The organism is Ruegeria sp. HKCCD7559 (genome assembly GCF_013110575.1).
Lineage (GTDB): Bacteria > Pseudomonadota > Alphaproteobacteria > Rhodobacterales > Rhodobacteraceae > Ruegeria.
In genome coordinates, this window is sequence record NZ_WVQU01000001.1 from 937346 (window position 1) to 954104 (window position 16759).

Sequence of the window (16759 nt, forward strand, 5' to 3'; positions counted from 1 at the left end):
TGATCTGAAGCCCGAGTGAAATCGCGTTGAAACAGACTTTTGAACTTTTTTCTGTCCTGATTGTCGTGGCTCTGACGGCCAACGCCAGCCCGGTTTTGGCAGAGGATTGGACAGGGGGGTACGTTGGGCTCAGCTTTGGGTATGGCGATGCGGATGGACCGGGTGGATCAAGCGGGGACGACAACGCCTTTGGTGCGCATGTAGGCTATGATCGGGATTTCGGGGCTTTCGTTCTGGGCGGTGAACTTGAATACAACCGCCTTTCCCTGAACCTCAGCCAGTCTCAGGGCAGTCTGGACAGCATGACCCGATTGAAACTGCGTGGCGGGTACGATTTCGGCAGCGCGCTGGGGTATGTCGTCGTTGGCGCGGCACGGGCCGAAACATCCGTCGACAGCGATACCGCCGCTGTTTACGGGATAGGCATCGCTTATCCGATTGGCGACAATTTTGTCATAAGTGGCGAGGCGTTGCGGCAAGATTTCGATGATGTTACCCGATCCACCGGTGGTTTGGATTCCAACGTCTTCAACCTGCGCACAACGTTCCGTTTCTGACAACAGGCTTATTCAGCTGCGTGCTTCCTCGCAAGTTGCGACGCGAATTCGCACAGCGTTTTCAGCGCATCTGCAAAACGTTCATCCGCCACGGTCATGGCCACCCGTATGTGCCCGGCAGCGGCCTTGCCGAAGCTTTCGCCGGGCATGACGGCAATCTTGTGTGCGTCCAGCAGCGCGTTGGCAAACGCGTCCCCCGACATCCCGGTCGCGCGGATATCCAGCATCAGATACATGGCGCCCTGCGCGGGGACGAGGCCGACGATGTTTTGCGAGGCTAGAATATCCATGGCCAAGGATCGGCGGCGGCGGAACGGAGCGGCGATTTTTTCTTCAAGTTCAACACCCGCGGTCAGCGCAAAACTCGACGCGTCCTGCACGAACCCGGGAACGCCGTAGGTGGTGTGGGTCGCCAGATTGATCAGATGGGCGATGACCTCTTCGGGGGCGACGACCCATCCACACCGAGACCCCGTCATGGCGTGGGACTTGGACATGGATCCAACCACAAGCGTTCGCTCTGCCATGTCGGGCAGCGCACGCGGAGAAAGATGTTCACCGTCCCAGACCTGCGTGTCGTATACCTCATCCGAGATCAGCCAAAGATCGCGTCGCTTGCACACGTCAGCGACCGCCTCGAGCGATTGACGGGAATAGACCACGCCGGTCGGATTGTTCGGCGTGTTGATCAACAGCGAAACCGCGCCTTCAGCAGCGGCATCGATCCGCTCGGCCTGGGGCTGGAAAGCGTCGTCAGCGGCGGTTTGAACCGCGCGGGCGACGGCGCCAACACCCCGAATCGTGCCGGGGTAGGTGGCGTAGTACGGGTCGAGATACAATCCGACATCACCGGGATCGCAAACGGCCATATGTGCCGCGAACAGGGCGGCTTGCCCGCCGGGGGTGACCAGAACATTGTTCCGAGAGGTCGGAACGCCAGTGCGGGTCTGAACCCGCGCGGCGACCGTGTCGCGCAGCAGGTCCGTGCCGGGTACCATCGCGTAACCTGTATGGCCGTTGCGGGCCGACAGCTCCATCGCCCGAAGAATCGAAGGGTCGGTTCGGGTGTCATGTTCACCGATCGTCAATTCGGTTACGGCTTGTCCTTCGTTCAACATCCGGCGGGCGCGGTAGAACACGTCCCAGCCATCGCTGCCGCCGCCGGTGATCTGCGTGATGCGTTCAGACAATCTCATGAAATCGCCCCTGGTTGCTTTGCGCTGAATGGGGCAGAGCAGTGGCCGTTTGTCAATCAGCTTCGCGGCGCCAGCGTTGCCTGAAGCTTTTTTGTCAGCGATGCGCGCACGAGGTCATAGGAGGCCGTCAAACGATGGCGCAGCTCCTCGGTCTCGGCATCAAACGGCAGGCGGACCCAGCTGCGGTGAAAATAGGGGGCTTTCACCGCGACACCGGCATCAATCAGCATCTGAGCCGTTTCCACGTCGGGCGTTTTGACGGAAACACCGTCATTTGCAATTCCGATACAGGCAAACATCTTGCCGCCAACTTTCCACGCGTCATGACCGCCGCCCCATGGGTCTGACAGTTCTGCACCGGGAAATTCCTTGCAGATGGAATTGATGAGGTCTCGATCCATGACGGGCACTCTGCCGGACCGGGTGATCAAACTCAACGCTTGGCTTGGCGGGAATCCCGTGCTAACCGAGGGGCATGAACCCGGTGACCTGCATCATTATCTGCTGCATTACCTGCTGATTTATCAAGCGGGCCGGTTTCTTTCGTTTTCATCCCTGAGACAAGTTGCTAAGCCCGCGCCAACGCGCAAGCCTTTGCTGTTTTCTAGGAGCCCGACCGATGACGACGATCAAGCTGCACAACACGCGGACGCGGACGAAGGAAGATTTCGTACCGATCGACCCTGACAACGTGCGGATGTATGTCTGTGGTCCGACGGTCTATGACCGCGCCCATCTGGGCAATGCCCGCCCGGTGGTCGTGTTCGACGTTCTTTATCGTCTGTTGCGCCACGTCTATGGCGCAGAGCGCGTGACCTATGTGCGCAATTTCACCGACGTGGACGACAAGATCAACGCCACCGCGCTGGCCCGCAAACAGGCGGGCGCGGAAGGCACGCTGGAGCAACTGGTGCAGCAACGGTCGGATGAAACCATCGGCTGGTACCTGCATGATATGGGCGCTTTGGGCACGTTGGAGCCGAACGAGATGCCGCGTGCGACCCAGTTCATCGCACAGATGATTGCGATGATCGAAGACCTGATCGCCAAGGGCCATGCCTATGCCGCCGAAGGTCATGTTCTGTTTGCGGTGGATAGCTGGAAAGAAAGCTATGGCAAGCTATCGGGGCGCTCGGTGGATGACATGATCGCCGGCGCGCGGGTCGAGGTGGCGCCCTACAAGAAGAACCCGATGGATTTCGTTCTGTGGAAACCCTCGACCGATGAACTGCCGGGATGGGACAGCCCATGGGGGCGGGGACGTCCGGGCTGGCACATCGAATGCTCGGCCATGAGCTATGAGTTGCTGGGTAAGAGTTTTGATATCCATGGTGGCGGCAACGACCTGATGTTCCCGCACCACGAGAATGAGATTGCCCAGAGCTGCTGCGCGCACCCGGAAGGTGAGTTCGCTCGATACTGGTTGCACAATGAGATGCTGCAGGTCGAAGGTAAGAAAATGTCCAAATCTCTGGGCAATTTCTTCACAGTGCACGATCTGTTGGAGCAAGGCGTGCCGGGTGAAGTGATCCGGTTTGTCTTTTTGCAGACGCATTACCGCAAGCCGATGGATTGGACTGAAAAAAAGGCCCGTGAAGCGGAGCGAACCTTGCGCAAATTCTACGCGCAGGCCGCGCAAGGGGTTGGTTATGGCGAGCCGCATCCTCAAATCGTTAACTTTTTGGCCGACGACCTGAACACAGCCGGTGCCATCGCCGAACTCCACCAGTTATCCATCGCTGACGATGTCGTGGGGTTGCGGCATTCGCTGCAATTTTTGGGATTGTTGGGCAACGATGTCCCGTCGTGGGCTCAGACGCCGCAGGTCGATCTGTCGGCCCATGCAGATCGCTTGGCAAAGGCGCGCGTATCTGCAATGGAAAACAAGGATTTCTCGGAGGTCGATCGCCTCAAGGCGGCGTATGTTGCGGCGGGGCTTGAGGTGCGAATGAGCAAGGAAGGTGTTGAACTGGTGCCGGGCGCCGGTTTTGATGCTGCCAAGCTGGAGGAGGTCTGATGACCAAAGAACGCCTCTATCTTTACGACACGACCCTGCGTGACGGGCAGCAGACCCAGGGCGTTCAGTTCTCGACCGCCGAAAAGGTGCAGATCGCACAGGCGCTGGACGCATTGGGGGTGGATTACATCGAAGGCGGTTGGCCAGGTGCCAACCCCACCGACAGCGCGTTTTTCGAGGCGGCGCCAAAGACCGCGGCCCGGTTGACGGCCTTTGGCATGACCAAACGGGCAGGGCGCTCGGCCGAGAATGACGATGTGCTGGCTGCGGTGATGAATGCGGGTACGCAGGCCGTTTGTCTGGTTGGCAAGTCACATGATTATCACGTGACCCATGCGCTTGGCATTTCGCTTGAAGAGAACACGGAAAACGTTCGTGCTTCGGTCGCGCATATCGTGGCGCAAGGGCGCGAGGCTCTGTTCGATGCCGAACATTTCTTTGACGGGTACAAGGACAACCCCGAATACGCGACACAAGTTTGCCGGGCCGCGCTGGAGGCGGGCGCGCGATGGGTTGTGCTGTGTGACACCAACGGCGGCGCGTTGCCGTCCGAGGTCGGGCGGATCGTGTCCGAAGTGATCGCGGCCGGCCTGCCGGGTGAACGGTTGGGTATTCACACCCATAACGATACCGAGAACGCAGTGGCCTGTTCTCTGGCGGCGGTCGAAGCAGGTGCGCGGCAAATTCAGGGAACGCTGAATGGTCTGGGGGAACGCTGCGGCAACGCAAACCTGACGGCGCTGATCCCGACATTGCTGCTGAAAGAACCCTACGCCTCGCAGTTCGAAACCGGCGTCAGCCTTGATGCGCTGGCCAGGCTGACCCGCATCAGCCGCATGTTGGACGATGTCCTGAACCGCGTTCCCAGCAAGCAGGCGGCGTATGTGGGCGCGTCGGCTTTTGCGCATAAGGCGGGGTTGCACGCCAGCGCGATCCTTAAGGACCCGTCGACTTACGAACATGTGGACCCTGCGAGCATAGGCAATGAACGTATCATTCCGATGTCGAACCAGGCGGGTCAGTCGAACCTGCGCAAACGCCTGACCGAGGCGGGGCTGAGCGTCAAAGCCGGTGATCCCGCATTGGGCCGCATCCTTGAGCGGATCAAGGATCGTGAAGCGGTTGGGTATTCCTACGACACCGCGCAGGCCAGTTTCGAACTGTTGGCGCGGGATGAACTGGGGCAACTGCCTGAGTTCTTCGAGGTCAAACGCTACAAGGTCACTGTTGAGCGTCGGAAGAACAAATACAACAAGATGGTCAGCCTGTCCGAGGCTGTCGTCGTGGTCAAAGTGGACGGTGAAAAGAAACTGTCGGTCAGCGAGTCCATGGACGACTCCGGAAACGACAGGGGGCCTGTGAACGCGCTGGCCAAGGCGCTGGCGAAGGATTTGGGACAATACTCGCAGGTTTTGTCAGACATGCGCCTTGTCGATTTCAAGGTCCGTATCACCCAGGGCGGGACCGAAGCGGTGACCCGCGTCATCATCGACAGCGAAGACGGTCAGGGGCGGCGCTGGTCGACGGTGGGTGTTAGTGCGAACATAGTTGATGCGTCCTTTGAGGCGCTGCTGGATGCGATCCAGTGGAAACTGGTCCGTGATTGCGATCCGCAAAAGGCAGCGGCCGAGTGAGTGGGACCTTCGACGATGATGTCAAAGCCTGCGCCGCGCTGGTACAGCGTGCGGATCCTGATCGGTTCCGCGCGACGATGGCTGCTCCGGTCGCGACCCGCGTGGTTTTGTTTCCGATCTATGCGTTGAATGTTGAAGTCGCCCGCGCGCCATGGGTGACGCAAGAGGCCATGATTGCCGAAATGCGGCTGCAATGGTGGCGCGACGCGTTGCAGGAGATTGCAGAAGGGGCCGCGGTGCGGCGGCACGAGGTGGTGACGCCTTTGTCGCGGGTCCTGTCGCCGCATCTGGCAGGCGTTCTGGATGAATTTGTTGCCGTAAGACGTTGGGATATATACCGGGATCCGTTCGAGGATCAGGAACATTTTGACGCCTATATCAACCACAGTTCCGGATCTCTTTTCGTCGCCTCGGCGCAAGCGCTGGGTGCGGCGGATGAAAGCGTGTTGCGCGATTTCGGGTACGGAGTCGGTGTGGCAAATTGGTTCCGCGCCATTCCCGAACTGGAAAAGCGGGGTCGCGTACCTTTGCTTAATGGGTCGACGGGTGGCGTTCAGCAACTGGCCCAATCCGCTTTGGACCGATTGCGCAAGGCGCGATCAAACCGGGCCGACATCGCACCTGAGGCGCGTCCCGCGCTGTATGCAGGTTGGTTGGCGGAACGGGTGCTTAAGCAGGCCATCGCCCAACCCAAGCGGGTGGCGGCTGGAGCGCTGGAACCAGGCGAAATGCGTCAGCGACTGTCCCTGATGTGGACCGTCGGCAGCGGGCGCTGGTGATCAGACCCTTTCGGGATCGGCCGGGCGCAAAACCAGCCACAGCAATGCGCCACCTGCCAGTGTCAGCAAGGGGATCATGGCAAGGTTGACGGCGTTCCACCCCTCGATCGCGGATCCGCCCGAGCAGTTCATCAACCCGCCCGAGGCCAGCGATGCCAATGTCACACCGCCAAACACCAATAGGTCGTTGAGGCCCTGCATCCGTCCGCGTTCATGCGGTTCATGCGACGCGGCCAGCATCGTGGTCGCGCCGATGAATCCGAAATTCCAACCAATGCCCAGAAGAACAAGGGCGACAAAAAAGTTACCCAATTCAATGCCTTGCAGCGCAACCACCCCTGATGCGGCAAGTATGGCCAAACCCAGAGCGACGATCTTCTCAACGCCAAACCGGGCAATCAGGTGCCCGGTGAAGAAGCTGGGGGCATACATTGCCAGCACGTGACTGGTCACGATATCCGCTGCGTCATTGGCAGAAAATCCACATCCGACAACGGCAAGCGGCGTCGAGGTCATCACCAGATTCATCAACGCATAAGACACCATGGCACAGATGATCGCGACGGCGATGCGGGGTGTTTTCAACAACTTGATCCGTGACCGCCCCTTGGGTTCATCGGCCGCACGTTTCGCAGGCGTCGGAATGTCGAGAAAGAAGAACAGCGCCGAGCCCAGAACGTTGATCCCGATTACGGCCATATATGTTCCCAAAAAAGGGATGACGTAAGCTTCAGACGTAAGTTTCACAATCTGAGGCCCGATGATGGCGGCCGCCAGCCCACCGGCCATCACGTATGAAATCGCTTTTGGGCGGTAGTCGTTTGACGCGGTGTCTGCTGCCGCAAAGCGATAGAACCCGTGTGCGCTCATGTAGATGCCGGTCAGCAGGCTGCCGACAAGAAAAATGGGGAACGAGCCCAGAAACAGGCCATAGGCCCCGATCAGCCCGCCCAGTGCACCGGCGGTTGCCCCGACAAGGAACCCCACGCGACGGCCCCATTTTTGCATGATGGCCGAGATCGGCGTGGCTGCCAGCATCGATCCCAGAACGATCAGGGATATCGGCAGCGTCGCCAGGCAAGGGTTCGAGGCCAGCGATTGACCTGCAAGCCCGCCAACGATGAACATCATCGGCATCTGCGCACCCAGGATGGCTTGGGCAGCCACCAGCACTGCCACATTGCGTTTGGCCTGCCGGTCGTCCGGAAGGGTTGAAATCATGGTCATGGGCGAATGGTTATCGGCTAAGTGTTTACGGCACAAGCGGGTTGCATCTGCGTCACATGCGCCTAACCTGCCCGAAATAACAGAGCAGGGAGGCCGCATGCCCGCAGGCCGCATCATCGAAACATCGGACTGTGTGGCGGAAGGGGCCGAATGGCTGGCCCAAACCTGTCCGCGCATGGCGTATGCGATGGATCAGACCGGCCCCTTGCCGCTGCGCCGCCGCCCCGATGGGTTTGCGCAATTATTGAGTGCAATCGTCAGTCAGCAAGTCAGCGTGGCTTCGGCCAATGCGATCTGGAAACGGCTTCAGGATGCCCGCTTGACCGGTCCGCGCAAGATCCTGTGGGCAACGGATGACGATCTGCGGGCAGTTGGGTTGAGCCGACAGAAGATCCGTTATGCACGCGCTCTGGCCGAGGCACGTATCGACTATAAGGCACTGCGCGATGCAACTGACGCAGATGTCGTCGCTACTTTGACGCAAGTTCCGGGAATCGGTGTCTGGACAGCCGAAATCTATGCGATGTTCTCACTGGGTCGCGCAGATGTCATCGCACCCGGTGATCTCGCCCTGCAAGAGGCGGCGCGCATCCTCTATGACTTGCCTGAACGTCCAACGGACAAGAAATTGCGCAATATGGCCGAGGCCTGGTCGCCCTGGCGTTCGGTTGCGGCACGGGTGCTGTGGGCCTATTACCGGGTTGCAAAACAAAGAGAAGGGATCAGATGACACGGGTTTTGAATGCGCTCCGGAAAGAGCCTGTTTCGGGCGACACGCGCTCGGTCGTGGTGTTCGTGCATGGCTATGGCGCAAACGGTGCCGATCTGCTGGGATTGGCCGATCCGCTGGGTGAACACCTGCCTGACACGTTGTTCGTGGCCCCCGACGCGCCCGAGCAGATCCCCGGAATGCCCAACGGGTATCAGTGGTTTCCGATTCCCTGGATCGATGGATCTTCCGAAGAAGAAGCCCGCCGGGGCATGGAAATGGCTGTCGAGGACTTCAACGCCTTTCTGGACGCGCTGATGGTGGACGAAGATGTTCTGCCCGAACAGGTTGTGTTGTTTGGCTTCAGCCAGGGCACCATGATGAGCTTGCACGTTGCGCCGCGGCGGGAAGATCCCGTGGCCGGGATCGTAGCCTTTTCAGGCCGTTTGCTGGAACCCGATTTGCTGGTGGATGAAACCGTCAGCCGGATGCCTGTCTTGCTGGTGCATGGCGACGCTGACGACGTTGTTCCGCCTCAATCCCTGCCGGAAGCGGCCGAAGCCTTGCAAGCTGCGGGTTTCAAAGAGGTCTATGCCCATGTCATGAAAGGCACCGGGCACGGTATCGCCCCGGATGGGCTGAGCGTTGCGCTGGCTTTCATGCGCGACAAGCTGAGCCTTTAGTGTTTGGAATCTGATCTGCGGAGCGCCCATGCGTTCCGCACCGGATCAAGTCCAAAGGTGCGCTTCGGCGAACTCGACCGAGTTTCCGGCCGGGTCGCGCACATACAGGGATCGCACGCCGCCGGGCCAGTCAAACTCGGCATCTACTGGAATATTCCAATCCAGAAGGTGTTTGCGCATCACTGCGATTTCCTCTCGTGACAGCACAAGACACACATGTCCGGGGCCGCGCGCGCCGTGGGGCGGAACCGGCATGCCGGGGTCGAGCGGCGGTTGTTCGGTCTGGTCGGGATTGAAAATCAGCAGGACCGATCCGCCGATGCGATAGAAAACATGGCGGTCAGCGACGCGTTGGATGCGTTCGAGCCCAAGAACTTCGCCGTAAAACTGTTCTGCCGCGTCCAGATCATCAACATAGAGCGCGGCTTCCAGAATGGCCGAAGGGGCCGGGATGTCAGGCGTTTTCTTCATGACCCCAGTTTAGCAGATCGGGGCAGGGTCTGTCACCGGCGCGGGCGACGGTCGCGCTTGCGTTGGGGGGCCGCGCTCAGTGTCGGCATTGGCAGACTGTCCCAGTGCCCGGGCTCAAGATCATCCAGGGTCCAGTCTCCGATGCGGTACCGGATCAGGCGCAGCGTCGGCAGGCCAACTGCCGCTGTCATCCGACGCACCTGTCGGTTTTTGCCCTCACGTATGGTCAGTTCAAGCCAGCTGTCCGGCACAGTCTTGCGTTCGCGGATCGGCGGGGTGCGCGGCCAAAGCATTTCGGGCTCGTCGATCTGGCGGGCCTTGGCTGGGCGGGTCAGACCATCCTTCAATTCGACCCCGTTGCGGAGCGTTTTCAGGGCCGCCTCGTCGGGGGTGCCTTCAACTTGAACCCAATAGGTTTTGGCCATCTTGTGCTTTGGGTCAGAGATCTGGGATTGCAACTTTCCATGATCTGTCAGCAGCATCAAACCTTCACTGTCACGGTCCAGCCTGCCCGCCGGATAGACGCCGGGAAGATCGATGAAATCGGACAGCGTGCTGCGTGGGCCGTCCGTATTGGCGCGGTCCGTGAACTGCGGCAGAACATCATAAGGTTTGTTGAAGCGAATGAACCAGGACATGACCTGCGCATAGCCCGAAGGTCACCCCCGGTGCAAGCTGTGGATAACTGTCACGTGCCTGTTACGGATTCGCGTTACCCCGTCTGCGACATATTGTGGAAAATCAGGGCTTGTCAGAGTTTTAACACGATATATAGTTATAAAAAGACCGGGGCGGGTGCTCCCCGCTCTGGTGTCACAAACAGGCAGCTGAGAGCGAGGAGCGATTCTGTGATGGACGGAGACTTCAGAACCGAATTTGTAAGGGAGCCGGGTGCGCTCAAACAACACCCGGCCCTGGTTTTGAACGCCGATTATCGCCCCTTGTCCTATTACCCGCTGTCACTGTGGCCCTGGCAAGAAGCGATCAAGGCGGCCTGGCTGGATCGGGTCGATATCGTGGCTGAATATGACGAGGTCGTCCGCAGCCCGAGCACCGAAATCCGAATACCCTCGGTCGTTGTTTTGAAAGACTATGTAAAACCCAGAAAGCGCGTGGCCTTCACGCGCTTTAATTTATTTTTGCGGGATGAATTCCGCTGCCAGTACTGTGGCAGCCGGGACAACCTGACCTTCGATCATGTGGTGCCGCGGGCCGCCGGTGGTGTGACCAGTTGGCAGAACGTGGTGGCCGCGTGCAGCCCGTGCAATCTGCGCAAGGGGTCAAAGTCGCTGCGCCAGGCTCGGATGACCTTGCGCAAGCCGCCACGTCAGCCCGATGCCGAAGCGTTGCGCAATATCGGACGGAAATTCCCACCGAACCACCTGCATGAAAGCTGGATCGATTTCCTGTACTGGGATGCAGAGCTGGACGAGTTCTAAGCCGCGCGGGATTTCCATGCGGCCAGCCAGATCAGCACCAGCATGGCAGAAGCAATGGCGTTCCAGCCAGCCATCGAGATACCGAACATCTCCCAGGGGATATCATCGCATCGCACCAAAGGCGCGGACATGATTTGATCGAACAGATCGTCAGCGGACAGACCGCTGATGCTGCCGGATGTGCAGCTGCTTGGGCCTTCCCACCAGCCTTGTTCAACGCCGGCGTGAAATACGCCCACCGCCGAAGTCGTCGCGGCCGCCGCGGCGCCCAGCAAGGGAAGAAAGGTCAGCCTGGGCAATGCCAGCGCCACGGCGCCAATCGCGATTGCCACTGCATGAGGATAGCGCTGCCAGATGCACATCTTGCACGGCGCAAGCCCGCCGAGATGCTGAAAGCCAAAAGCGGCCAGAAGAAGCGCCAGTGATCCAAGACTTGCCACTGCGACAAGTTGCGAACGTCTCGTCATAAGTATTTCACCACCAGGAATCCGCCAAACAGGAGGATGATGAACAAAGTGAACATTAGCCCCAGGCGCTTTTCGATGAAGTCGCGGATCGGCTCACCGAATCCCCAGAGCAGGCCTGCCACCAGAAAGAACCTCAACGCGCGGGCCAGAATCGAGGTCGCGATAAAGGTTCCAAGCGGCATGCCGGTCCAGCCGGACATAATGGTGATGACCTTGTAGGGGAAGGGGGTCACACCAGCGGCCAGAACGGCCCAGAACCCGAAGTCGTTGAACCGGGTATTGAATTCTTCCATGGCATGGGCTTTCCCCATGGATTCCAGAATGGGCTGCCCGATGCTTTCATAGAAAAACGCACCAATCGCATAGCCCAGCATGCCCCCCAGAACCGATGCCACCAGTGCCACGGTTGCGATCAGCCATGCCCGGGACGGGCGGGCCAGAATCATCGGAATCATCAGCACATCTGGGGGAATCGGGAAGAACGAACTTTCGATGAAAGCCACGATGGCCAGCGCCCACAGCGCGTGAGGGTGTTCGGCCAGACGAATGGTCCAGTCATAAAGCGATCGTAACATAAAGCACTCAAATCCCGTTTTCGGTCTGAAACCCAGCCAAACCATGCGCCCGATGGACCGTCAACAGCCGAGGGCGAAACAAATGGAATATTGGATGGTTTTTGCCTCTGGACCTTCGCTTGGATGGGCGCTAATCCAGTGTTCGTGGCCCAAGTGGCGGAATGGTAGACGCAGGGGATTCAAAATCCCCCGCCTTCACGGGCGTGAGAGTTCGAGTCTCTCCTTGGGCACCACAGTTCCGACAAATTAAGAACAACGTGCGTCCCAAGGGCGGGGTGCCGTGATCAAGGTGATGACCCGCAAACTTGATCTGCATCTCTTGTTTGTGGTCCTCCGTAACGAGCCACCAGTGCCACAACGTTCTTGGCCTGCATTAGCAGACAGGTGATCAGGTCCCCGCAAGGATGGATCGTGAACCGAGTTGGTATTGAAGTGCCTTTGTCAGATTCGTCGAAACGTACAACCGTGACTTGCCCTGCCTCCTTATCCGAAACGCGGTTCGCTTTGTTTTGCGGTGATTTGCGCCGGGAATGAGGTCACGTTTTGGATTTGGAGTGACCGCATGAACCCAGACGGCTCGCTGTGAACTGATGGGGAAAGTTCGGGATTTATGCTCATATATGCGAATTGGCGCAGGTCTGACCGGCGCCGGCCTTGACATTGCGAGTATCTGAATGAAACCTCGAAAGGGTTGGGAGAAATTGGGAAATTCAAAGATTTGTAGCCGTTGCGATGCGGGCCGGTTTGTATTATCGGCACGCTTCCCTGAGCAGGTGATCAAACTTGATTTCCAACTGCCAGACAAAAAAAAGTGGGAGTTAACAGATGAAAAACAGCAGCAAACTGAGCGTCGGCGCCTTCGTCACCGCAGCCCTTCTGGCTCCGGCGGCCTATGCCGAAGAGTTCATTACGATCGGTACCGGTGGTGTCACCGGCGTTTACTATCCGACCGGCGGCGCGATCTGTCGTCTGGTCAACAAAGGCCGGAAAGAGCACGGCGTGCGCTGCTCGGTCGAATCGACCGGTGGTTCAGTTTACAACATCAACACCATCCGCGAAGGCGAGCTGGAGTTTGGTGTGGCCCAGTCCGACTGGCAGTACCACGCCTATAACGGCACCTCAAAATTCGAAGAAGCCGGCCCGTTCGAAGGTCTGCGCGCCGTGTTCTCGGTGCACCCCGAACCCTTCACCGTGGTGGCTCGCGCCGATTCCGGCATCACCAACTTTGAAGACCTGAAGGGCAAGCGCGTCAACATCGGCAACCCCGGTTCCGGTCAGCGCGGCACCATGGAAGTCCTGCTGGGCGAAATGGGCTGGACCACAGACGATTTCGAACTGGCTACCGAGCTGAAAGCGGCTGAACAGTCGGCGGCCCTGTGCGACAACCAGATCGACGCAATGGTTTACACTGTTGGCCACCCCTCGGGTTCGATTCAGGAAGCCACCACCGCATGTGACTCGGTTCTGGTGAACGTCAGCGGTGAGGCCGTGGACAAGCTGGTCAACGAAAACTCGTTCTACCGCAAGGCAACCATTCCCGGTGGCATGTACCGTGGGTCTGACGAAGACACCTCGACCTTTGGTGTGGGCGCGACCTTCGTGACCTCGGCCGATGTATCGGAAGATGCGGTTTACGCGGTCGTCAGCTCGGTCTTTGAAAACTTCGATGACTTCAAAAAGCTGCACCCGGCGTTTGCGAACCTGAAGCCCGAAGAGATGATTGCGGATGGCCTGTCGGCTCCGCTGCATCCGGGTGCCGAGAAGTACTACAAAGAAAAAGGCTGGATTCAGTAAACCAGACCTGACGCAGGGTGCCCAAGGGCGCCCTGCACAAAACCCGTGTGAAACGGGATTTCAGAAGGCCGAACAATGGCCGCGACGGGGAGACATTTGATGAATTCCGACACTCAATCCAATCGTCCGCTTTCCGAAGAAGAGCTTCAGGATCTGGTTGCATCTTCTGACGCAGGAGGGCGAAATCCGGTCGGGAACGTGGGCGTTTTCCTGGCGGTCGTGGCCGCGATCTGGTCGATATTTCAAGTTGTTCTGGCTTCGCCCTTGGCGAATTATGTCTTGCCCGGAAGCGTCGTGAACAATGCACGGCAATTCCATCTGGCTTTTGCTTTGTTTCTGGCCTTTGCGGCCTATCCGGCGCTCAAATCCAGCCCCCGGAACTATATTCCGGTTCAGGATTGGATCATGGGATTGGTGGGCGCGTTCGTCGCGCTGTACGGCTATTTCTTCTATGACAAGATCGTCAATGCGGGCGGTTTGGCCGACGACACTGACAAATGGGTTGCGTTGCTTGGCCTGGTGCTGTTGTTCGAGGCCGCGCGCCGTGCGCTTGGCCCTGCCATGGCAATTATCGCGACCATATTTTTGGCCTATGTCTTCTTCGGTGCCTCGGAATGGGTGCCCGAAGTTATCCGCTGGAAGGGCGCGAGCCTGAAAAAGGCGATGAGCCACATGTGGATCACGTCCGAGGGCGTGTTTGGTATCGCATTGGGTGTTTCCACGAAATTCGTCTTCCTGTTCGTGCTGTTTGGCGCATTGCTGGATAAAGCCGGGGCAGGGAACTACTTTATCAAGATGGCCTTTGGGGCCCTGGGCCACCTGCGTGGTGGTCCGGCCAAGGCGGCGGTTGTGGGCTCGGCTGCGACCGGCCTGATCTCGGGCTCGTCGATTGCCAATGTTGTTACCACAGGTACCTTCACCATCCCGCTGATGAAGCGCGTCGGGTTCAGCAGTGAACAAGCGGGCTCGGTCGAGGTTGCCAGTTCGGTCAACGGGCAGATCATGCCGCCGGTGATGGGGGCCGCTGCATTCCTGATGGTGGAATATGTGGGCATCTCTTATGTCGAGGTGATCACCCATGCCTTCCTGCCAGCTGCGATTTCCTACATCGCACTGGTTTACATCGTGCACCTTGAGGCCGTGAAGCGGAACATGCCCACGCTGGGCGACCGCGATGTGCATCTGGCGCGGACCGTAGTTGGGATGCTGGGCTTTTTCCTAGTGTTTGCAGGTCTTTGCTATGGCTCACAATTCCCGGTGGATGCCGTGACAAGCTGGGTGCCGTCGGCCGCTGGGATCGTGCTCAGCCTGATTATCTGCGCGGTCTATGTTGCACTGCTTTATCTGGCGGCACAGGTTCCGGATCTGGAACCGGACGACCCCAATGCCAAAGAAGTGCAACTGCCGGTCATCGCCGATATCTACAAAGCTGGCCTGCATTACCTGCTGCCGATCATCGTGCTGGTCTATTTCCTGATGATCGAACAGAAATCACCGGGCCTGTCCGCCTTCTGGGCCACATCGTTGCTGTTTGTCATCCTGCTGACGCAGAAGCCGCTGAAAGCGATGTTCCGCGGGCAGAGCAACCTGTACAACACTTTCATCGATGGTGTTGCCGACCTGTGGCAAGGTCTGATCGACGGGGCACGCAACATGATCGGCATCGCGCTTGCCACGGCAACCGCGGGCGTGATCGTGGGAACCGTCACATTGACGGGGGTTGGTCAGGTTATGGCCGATCTGGTCGAGTTCCTGTCGGGTGGCAATCTGATCCTGATGCTGGTCATGGTCGGGCTGCTCAGCCTGATCCTGGGCATGGGTCTGCCGACAACCGCGAACTATATCGTTGTCAGCTCTTTGATGGCCGGGGTGGTTGTTGAGTTGGGCGCCCAAAGCGGGCTGATCGTTCCATTGATCGCTGTCCACCTGTTCGTGTTCTATTTCGGGATCATGGCCGACGTGACACCTCCGGTCGGGCTGGCCAGTTTTGCCGCCGCGGCCGTGTCGGGCGGTGATGCGATCAAAACCGGTTTCACGGCCTTCTTCTACAGCCTGCGCACCGTGGCGCTGCCCTTCGTGTTCATTTTCAACACCGATCTTCTGCTGATCGATGTGACATGGGTCGAAGGGATCATAGTGGCGATTTTCGCGACGATAGCGATCCTTGTCTTCACGGCAGGCACCATGGGGTACTTCCTGACCCACAGCCGCATCTACGAAAGTATCGCGCTGATCGCCGTGGCCTTCGCCCTGTTCAGGCCGGACTTCTTCATGGATCGCATCGCGCCTCCATACACTTCGGTCGAGCCTGCGGCGTTTGTCGAAACCATTGGCCAGACTCCACCGGGAACCGAGGTTCGCATGGTGATCAGCGGGCCGGATTTTGATACCGGCAAGATGGTGGACACCACGGTTGTCGTGCCAGTCGGATCCGAAGAAGGCGGTGAAGCGCGCGTCGATGCCATGGGGCTGCTGTTGCTCGAAGAGGATGGCCTTGTCAAACTTGACGAGCCGATGTTTGGATCACCGGTTGCCGAAGATCTGGCCAACTTTGACTATTATGGTGACGAGGCCGTGCGTCTGAGCTCGGCCAGCCTGCCGTCCAGCCAGCCTCCGAAGCAACTGGTCTATATCCCGGCGCTGATCCTGCTGGGTCTGATCGCTTTTCTGCAACGCGGCCGTGCCGCCAGACAAGAGGTGCTCGTATGACACGTTCCGTTCTGTGTGCCGTTGATATCAGCAATGGCGAGATTGATGCACCGGTTCTGAAAAAAGCAGCCGCGCTGGCGGATATGGAAGGGGCGCAACTTGACGTGGTGACAGTGCTGCCCGATTTCGGGGAAAGCTGGGTGTCGGGGTTTTTCGAATCCGGTTTTCACGACAAGGCGTTGGAGGAAGCGCAGGCCAAACTGACGGCGCTGTGCGTATCGGCCCTGGGGGCCGAGCGCAACGAAACCATCCGCCATGTGGTTGCGACAGGAACAGCTTATCAGGAGATTTTGAAGACGGCCGAAAGTGCCGGCTCTGATTTAATCGTAATCGGAGCCCACAAGCCGGATTTCAAGGATTACCTGCTGGGCCCGAATGCGGCACGCGTGGTGCGACATTCCAACGTCTCGGTTTACGTGGTGCGCTGACGCGAAAAGCAGATGCCGTGCACAGAGGTGCCGGAGCCCCGACGGTCGCCTGCCGCCATTCGGGCTCCCGCAGC

General features: G+C 58.9%; 17 protein-coding genes and 1 tRNA gene. 11 read left to right on the top strand and 7 right to left on the bottom strand.

The genetic code is table 11. The features are described 5' to 3' along the window. Positions 1–26 precede the first annotated feature (26 nt). Positions 27–557 carry an outer membrane protein gene (locus tag GS605_RS04700; RefSeq protein WP_253283236.1) on the top strand — a complete coding sequence of 177 codons (531 nt, stop codon included), beginning with the start codon at positions 27–29 and terminating at the stop codon, positions 555–557. Positions 558–565: 8 nt separating this feature from the next. On the opposite strand, the gene GS605_RS04705 is transcribed toward GS605_RS04700, so the two are convergent. Both GS605_RS04705 and GS605_RS04710 read right to left on the bottom strand, forming a co-directional pair. Further along, positions 566–1753: a pyridoxal phosphate-dependent aminotransferase gene (locus GS605_RS04705; protein ID WP_171723212.1), complete on the bottom strand. Its 1188-nt coding sequence runs from the start codon at positions 1751–1753 to the stop codon at positions 566–568. Between the two features lie 56 nt (positions 1754–1809). Next, positions 1810–2154 (bottom strand): MmcQ/YjbR family DNA-binding protein, encoded by a 345-nt coding sequence (locus GS605_RS04710; protein ID WP_171723213.1) that lies wholly within the window; start codon positions 2152–2154, stop codon positions 1810–1812. A 218-nt stretch (positions 2155–2372) separates the two neighbouring features. Between GS605_RS04710 and cysS the strand changes: the two genes are divergently transcribed. The 3 genes from cysS to GS605_RS04725 are packed head-to-tail and all read left to right on the top strand — an operon-like array spanning position 2373 to position 6183. Then, complete coding sequence (gene cysS / locus GS605_RS04715; RefSeq protein WP_171723214.1) at positions 2373–3770, top strand: cysteine--tRNA ligase; 1398 nt, start codon at positions 2373–2375, stop codon at positions 3768–3770. Next, complete coding sequence (cimA, locus tag GS605_RS04720; protein ID WP_171723215.1) at positions 3770–5404, top strand: citramalate synthase; 1635 nt, start codon at positions 3770–3772, stop codon at positions 5402–5404. The genes cysS and cimA overlap by 1 nt, the downstream gene beginning before the upstream one ends. Continuing rightward, positions 5401–6183, top strand: a complete 783-nt coding sequence (locus GS605_RS04725) for a squalene/phytoene synthase family protein (RefSeq protein ID WP_171723216.1) — start codon at positions 5401–5403, stop codon at positions 6181–6183. The genes cimA and GS605_RS04725 overlap by 4 nt, the downstream gene beginning before the upstream one ends. Here GS605_RS04725 and GS605_RS04730 read toward each other — a convergent pair whose 3' ends face one another. After that, positions 6184–7410 (bottom strand): MFS transporter, encoded by a 1227-nt coding sequence (locus GS605_RS04730; protein WP_171723217.1) that lies wholly within the window; start codon positions 7408–7410, stop codon positions 6184–6186. Between the two features lie 97 nt (positions 7411–7507). Between GS605_RS04730 and GS605_RS04735 the strand changes: the two genes are divergently transcribed. Both GS605_RS04735 and GS605_RS04740 read left to right on the top strand, forming a co-directional pair. Then, a complete protein-coding gene (locus GS605_RS04735; RefSeq protein ID WP_171632267.1) occupies positions 7508–8140 on the top strand; it encodes a DNA-3-methyladenine glycosylase in 633 nt (210 codons plus the stop codon). Further along, positions 8137–8802 (top strand): alpha/beta hydrolase, encoded by a 666-nt coding sequence (locus tag GS605_RS04740; protein WP_152458076.1) that lies wholly within the window; start codon positions 8137–8139, stop codon positions 8800–8802. Before GS605_RS04735 ends, GS605_RS04740 begins: the two co-directional genes overlap by 4 nt. Positions 8803–8847: 45 nt before the next feature. Here GS605_RS04740 and GS605_RS04745 read toward each other — a convergent pair whose 3' ends face one another. Beyond that, a complete protein-coding gene (locus GS605_RS04745) occupies positions 8848–9273 on the bottom strand; it encodes a VOC family protein (protein ID WP_171632270.1) in 426 nt (141 codons plus the stop codon). A 32-nt stretch (positions 9274–9305) separates the two neighbouring features. Next, positions 9306–9911, bottom strand: a complete 606-nt coding sequence (locus GS605_RS04750; RefSeq protein WP_171632272.1) for an rRNA large subunit pseudouridine synthase E — start codon at positions 9909–9911, stop codon at positions 9306–9308. Positions 9912–10124: 213 nt separating this feature from the next. On the opposite strand from GS605_RS04750, the gene GS605_RS04755 reads away from it, so the two are divergent. After that, positions 10125–10712 (top strand): HNH endonuclease, encoded by a 588-nt coding sequence (locus GS605_RS04755; protein WP_152458073.1) that lies wholly within the window; start codon positions 10125–10127, stop codon positions 10710–10712. On the opposite strand, the gene GS605_RS04760 is transcribed toward GS605_RS04755, so the two are convergent. Both GS605_RS04760 and GS605_RS04765 read right to left on the bottom strand, forming a co-directional pair. Beyond that, on the bottom strand, positions 10709–11179 hold the full coding sequence (locus GS605_RS04760) for a disulfide bond formation protein B (protein WP_171723218.1): 471 nt from the start codon (positions 11177–11179) through the stop codon (positions 10709–10711). The genes GS605_RS04755 and GS605_RS04760 overlap by 4 nt on opposite strands. Beyond that, complete coding sequence (locus GS605_RS04765; RefSeq protein WP_152458071.1) at positions 11176–11754, bottom strand: YqaA family protein; 579 nt, start codon at positions 11752–11754, stop codon at positions 11176–11178. The genes GS605_RS04760 and GS605_RS04765 overlap by 4 nt, the downstream gene beginning before the upstream one ends. A gap of 147 nt (positions 11755–11901) precedes the next feature. Between GS605_RS04765 and GS605_RS04770 the strand changes: the two genes are divergently transcribed. From GS605_RS04770 to GS605_RS04785, 4 genes are all read left to right on the top strand, one after another. Then, positions 11902–11987: transfer RNA gene (locus tag GS605_RS04770), tRNA-Leu, on the top strand. 592 nt (positions 11988–12579) lie between these two features. Next, positions 12580–13548, top strand: a complete 969-nt coding sequence (locus tag GS605_RS04775) for a TAXI family TRAP transporter solute-binding subunit (RefSeq protein ID WP_152458069.1) — start codon at positions 12580–12582, stop codon at positions 13546–13548. A 99-nt stretch (positions 13549–13647) separates the two neighbouring features. After that, positions 13648–16257, top strand: a complete 2610-nt coding sequence (locus tag GS605_RS04780) for a TRAP transporter permease (RefSeq protein ID WP_171723219.1) — start codon at positions 13648–13650, stop codon at positions 16255–16257. Next, a complete protein-coding gene (locus GS605_RS04785; RefSeq protein ID WP_171632280.1) occupies positions 16254–16685 on the top strand; it encodes a universal stress protein in 432 nt (143 codons plus the stop codon). Before GS605_RS04780 ends, GS605_RS04785 begins: the two co-directional genes overlap by 4 nt. Positions 16686–16759: the final 74 nt, after the last annotated feature.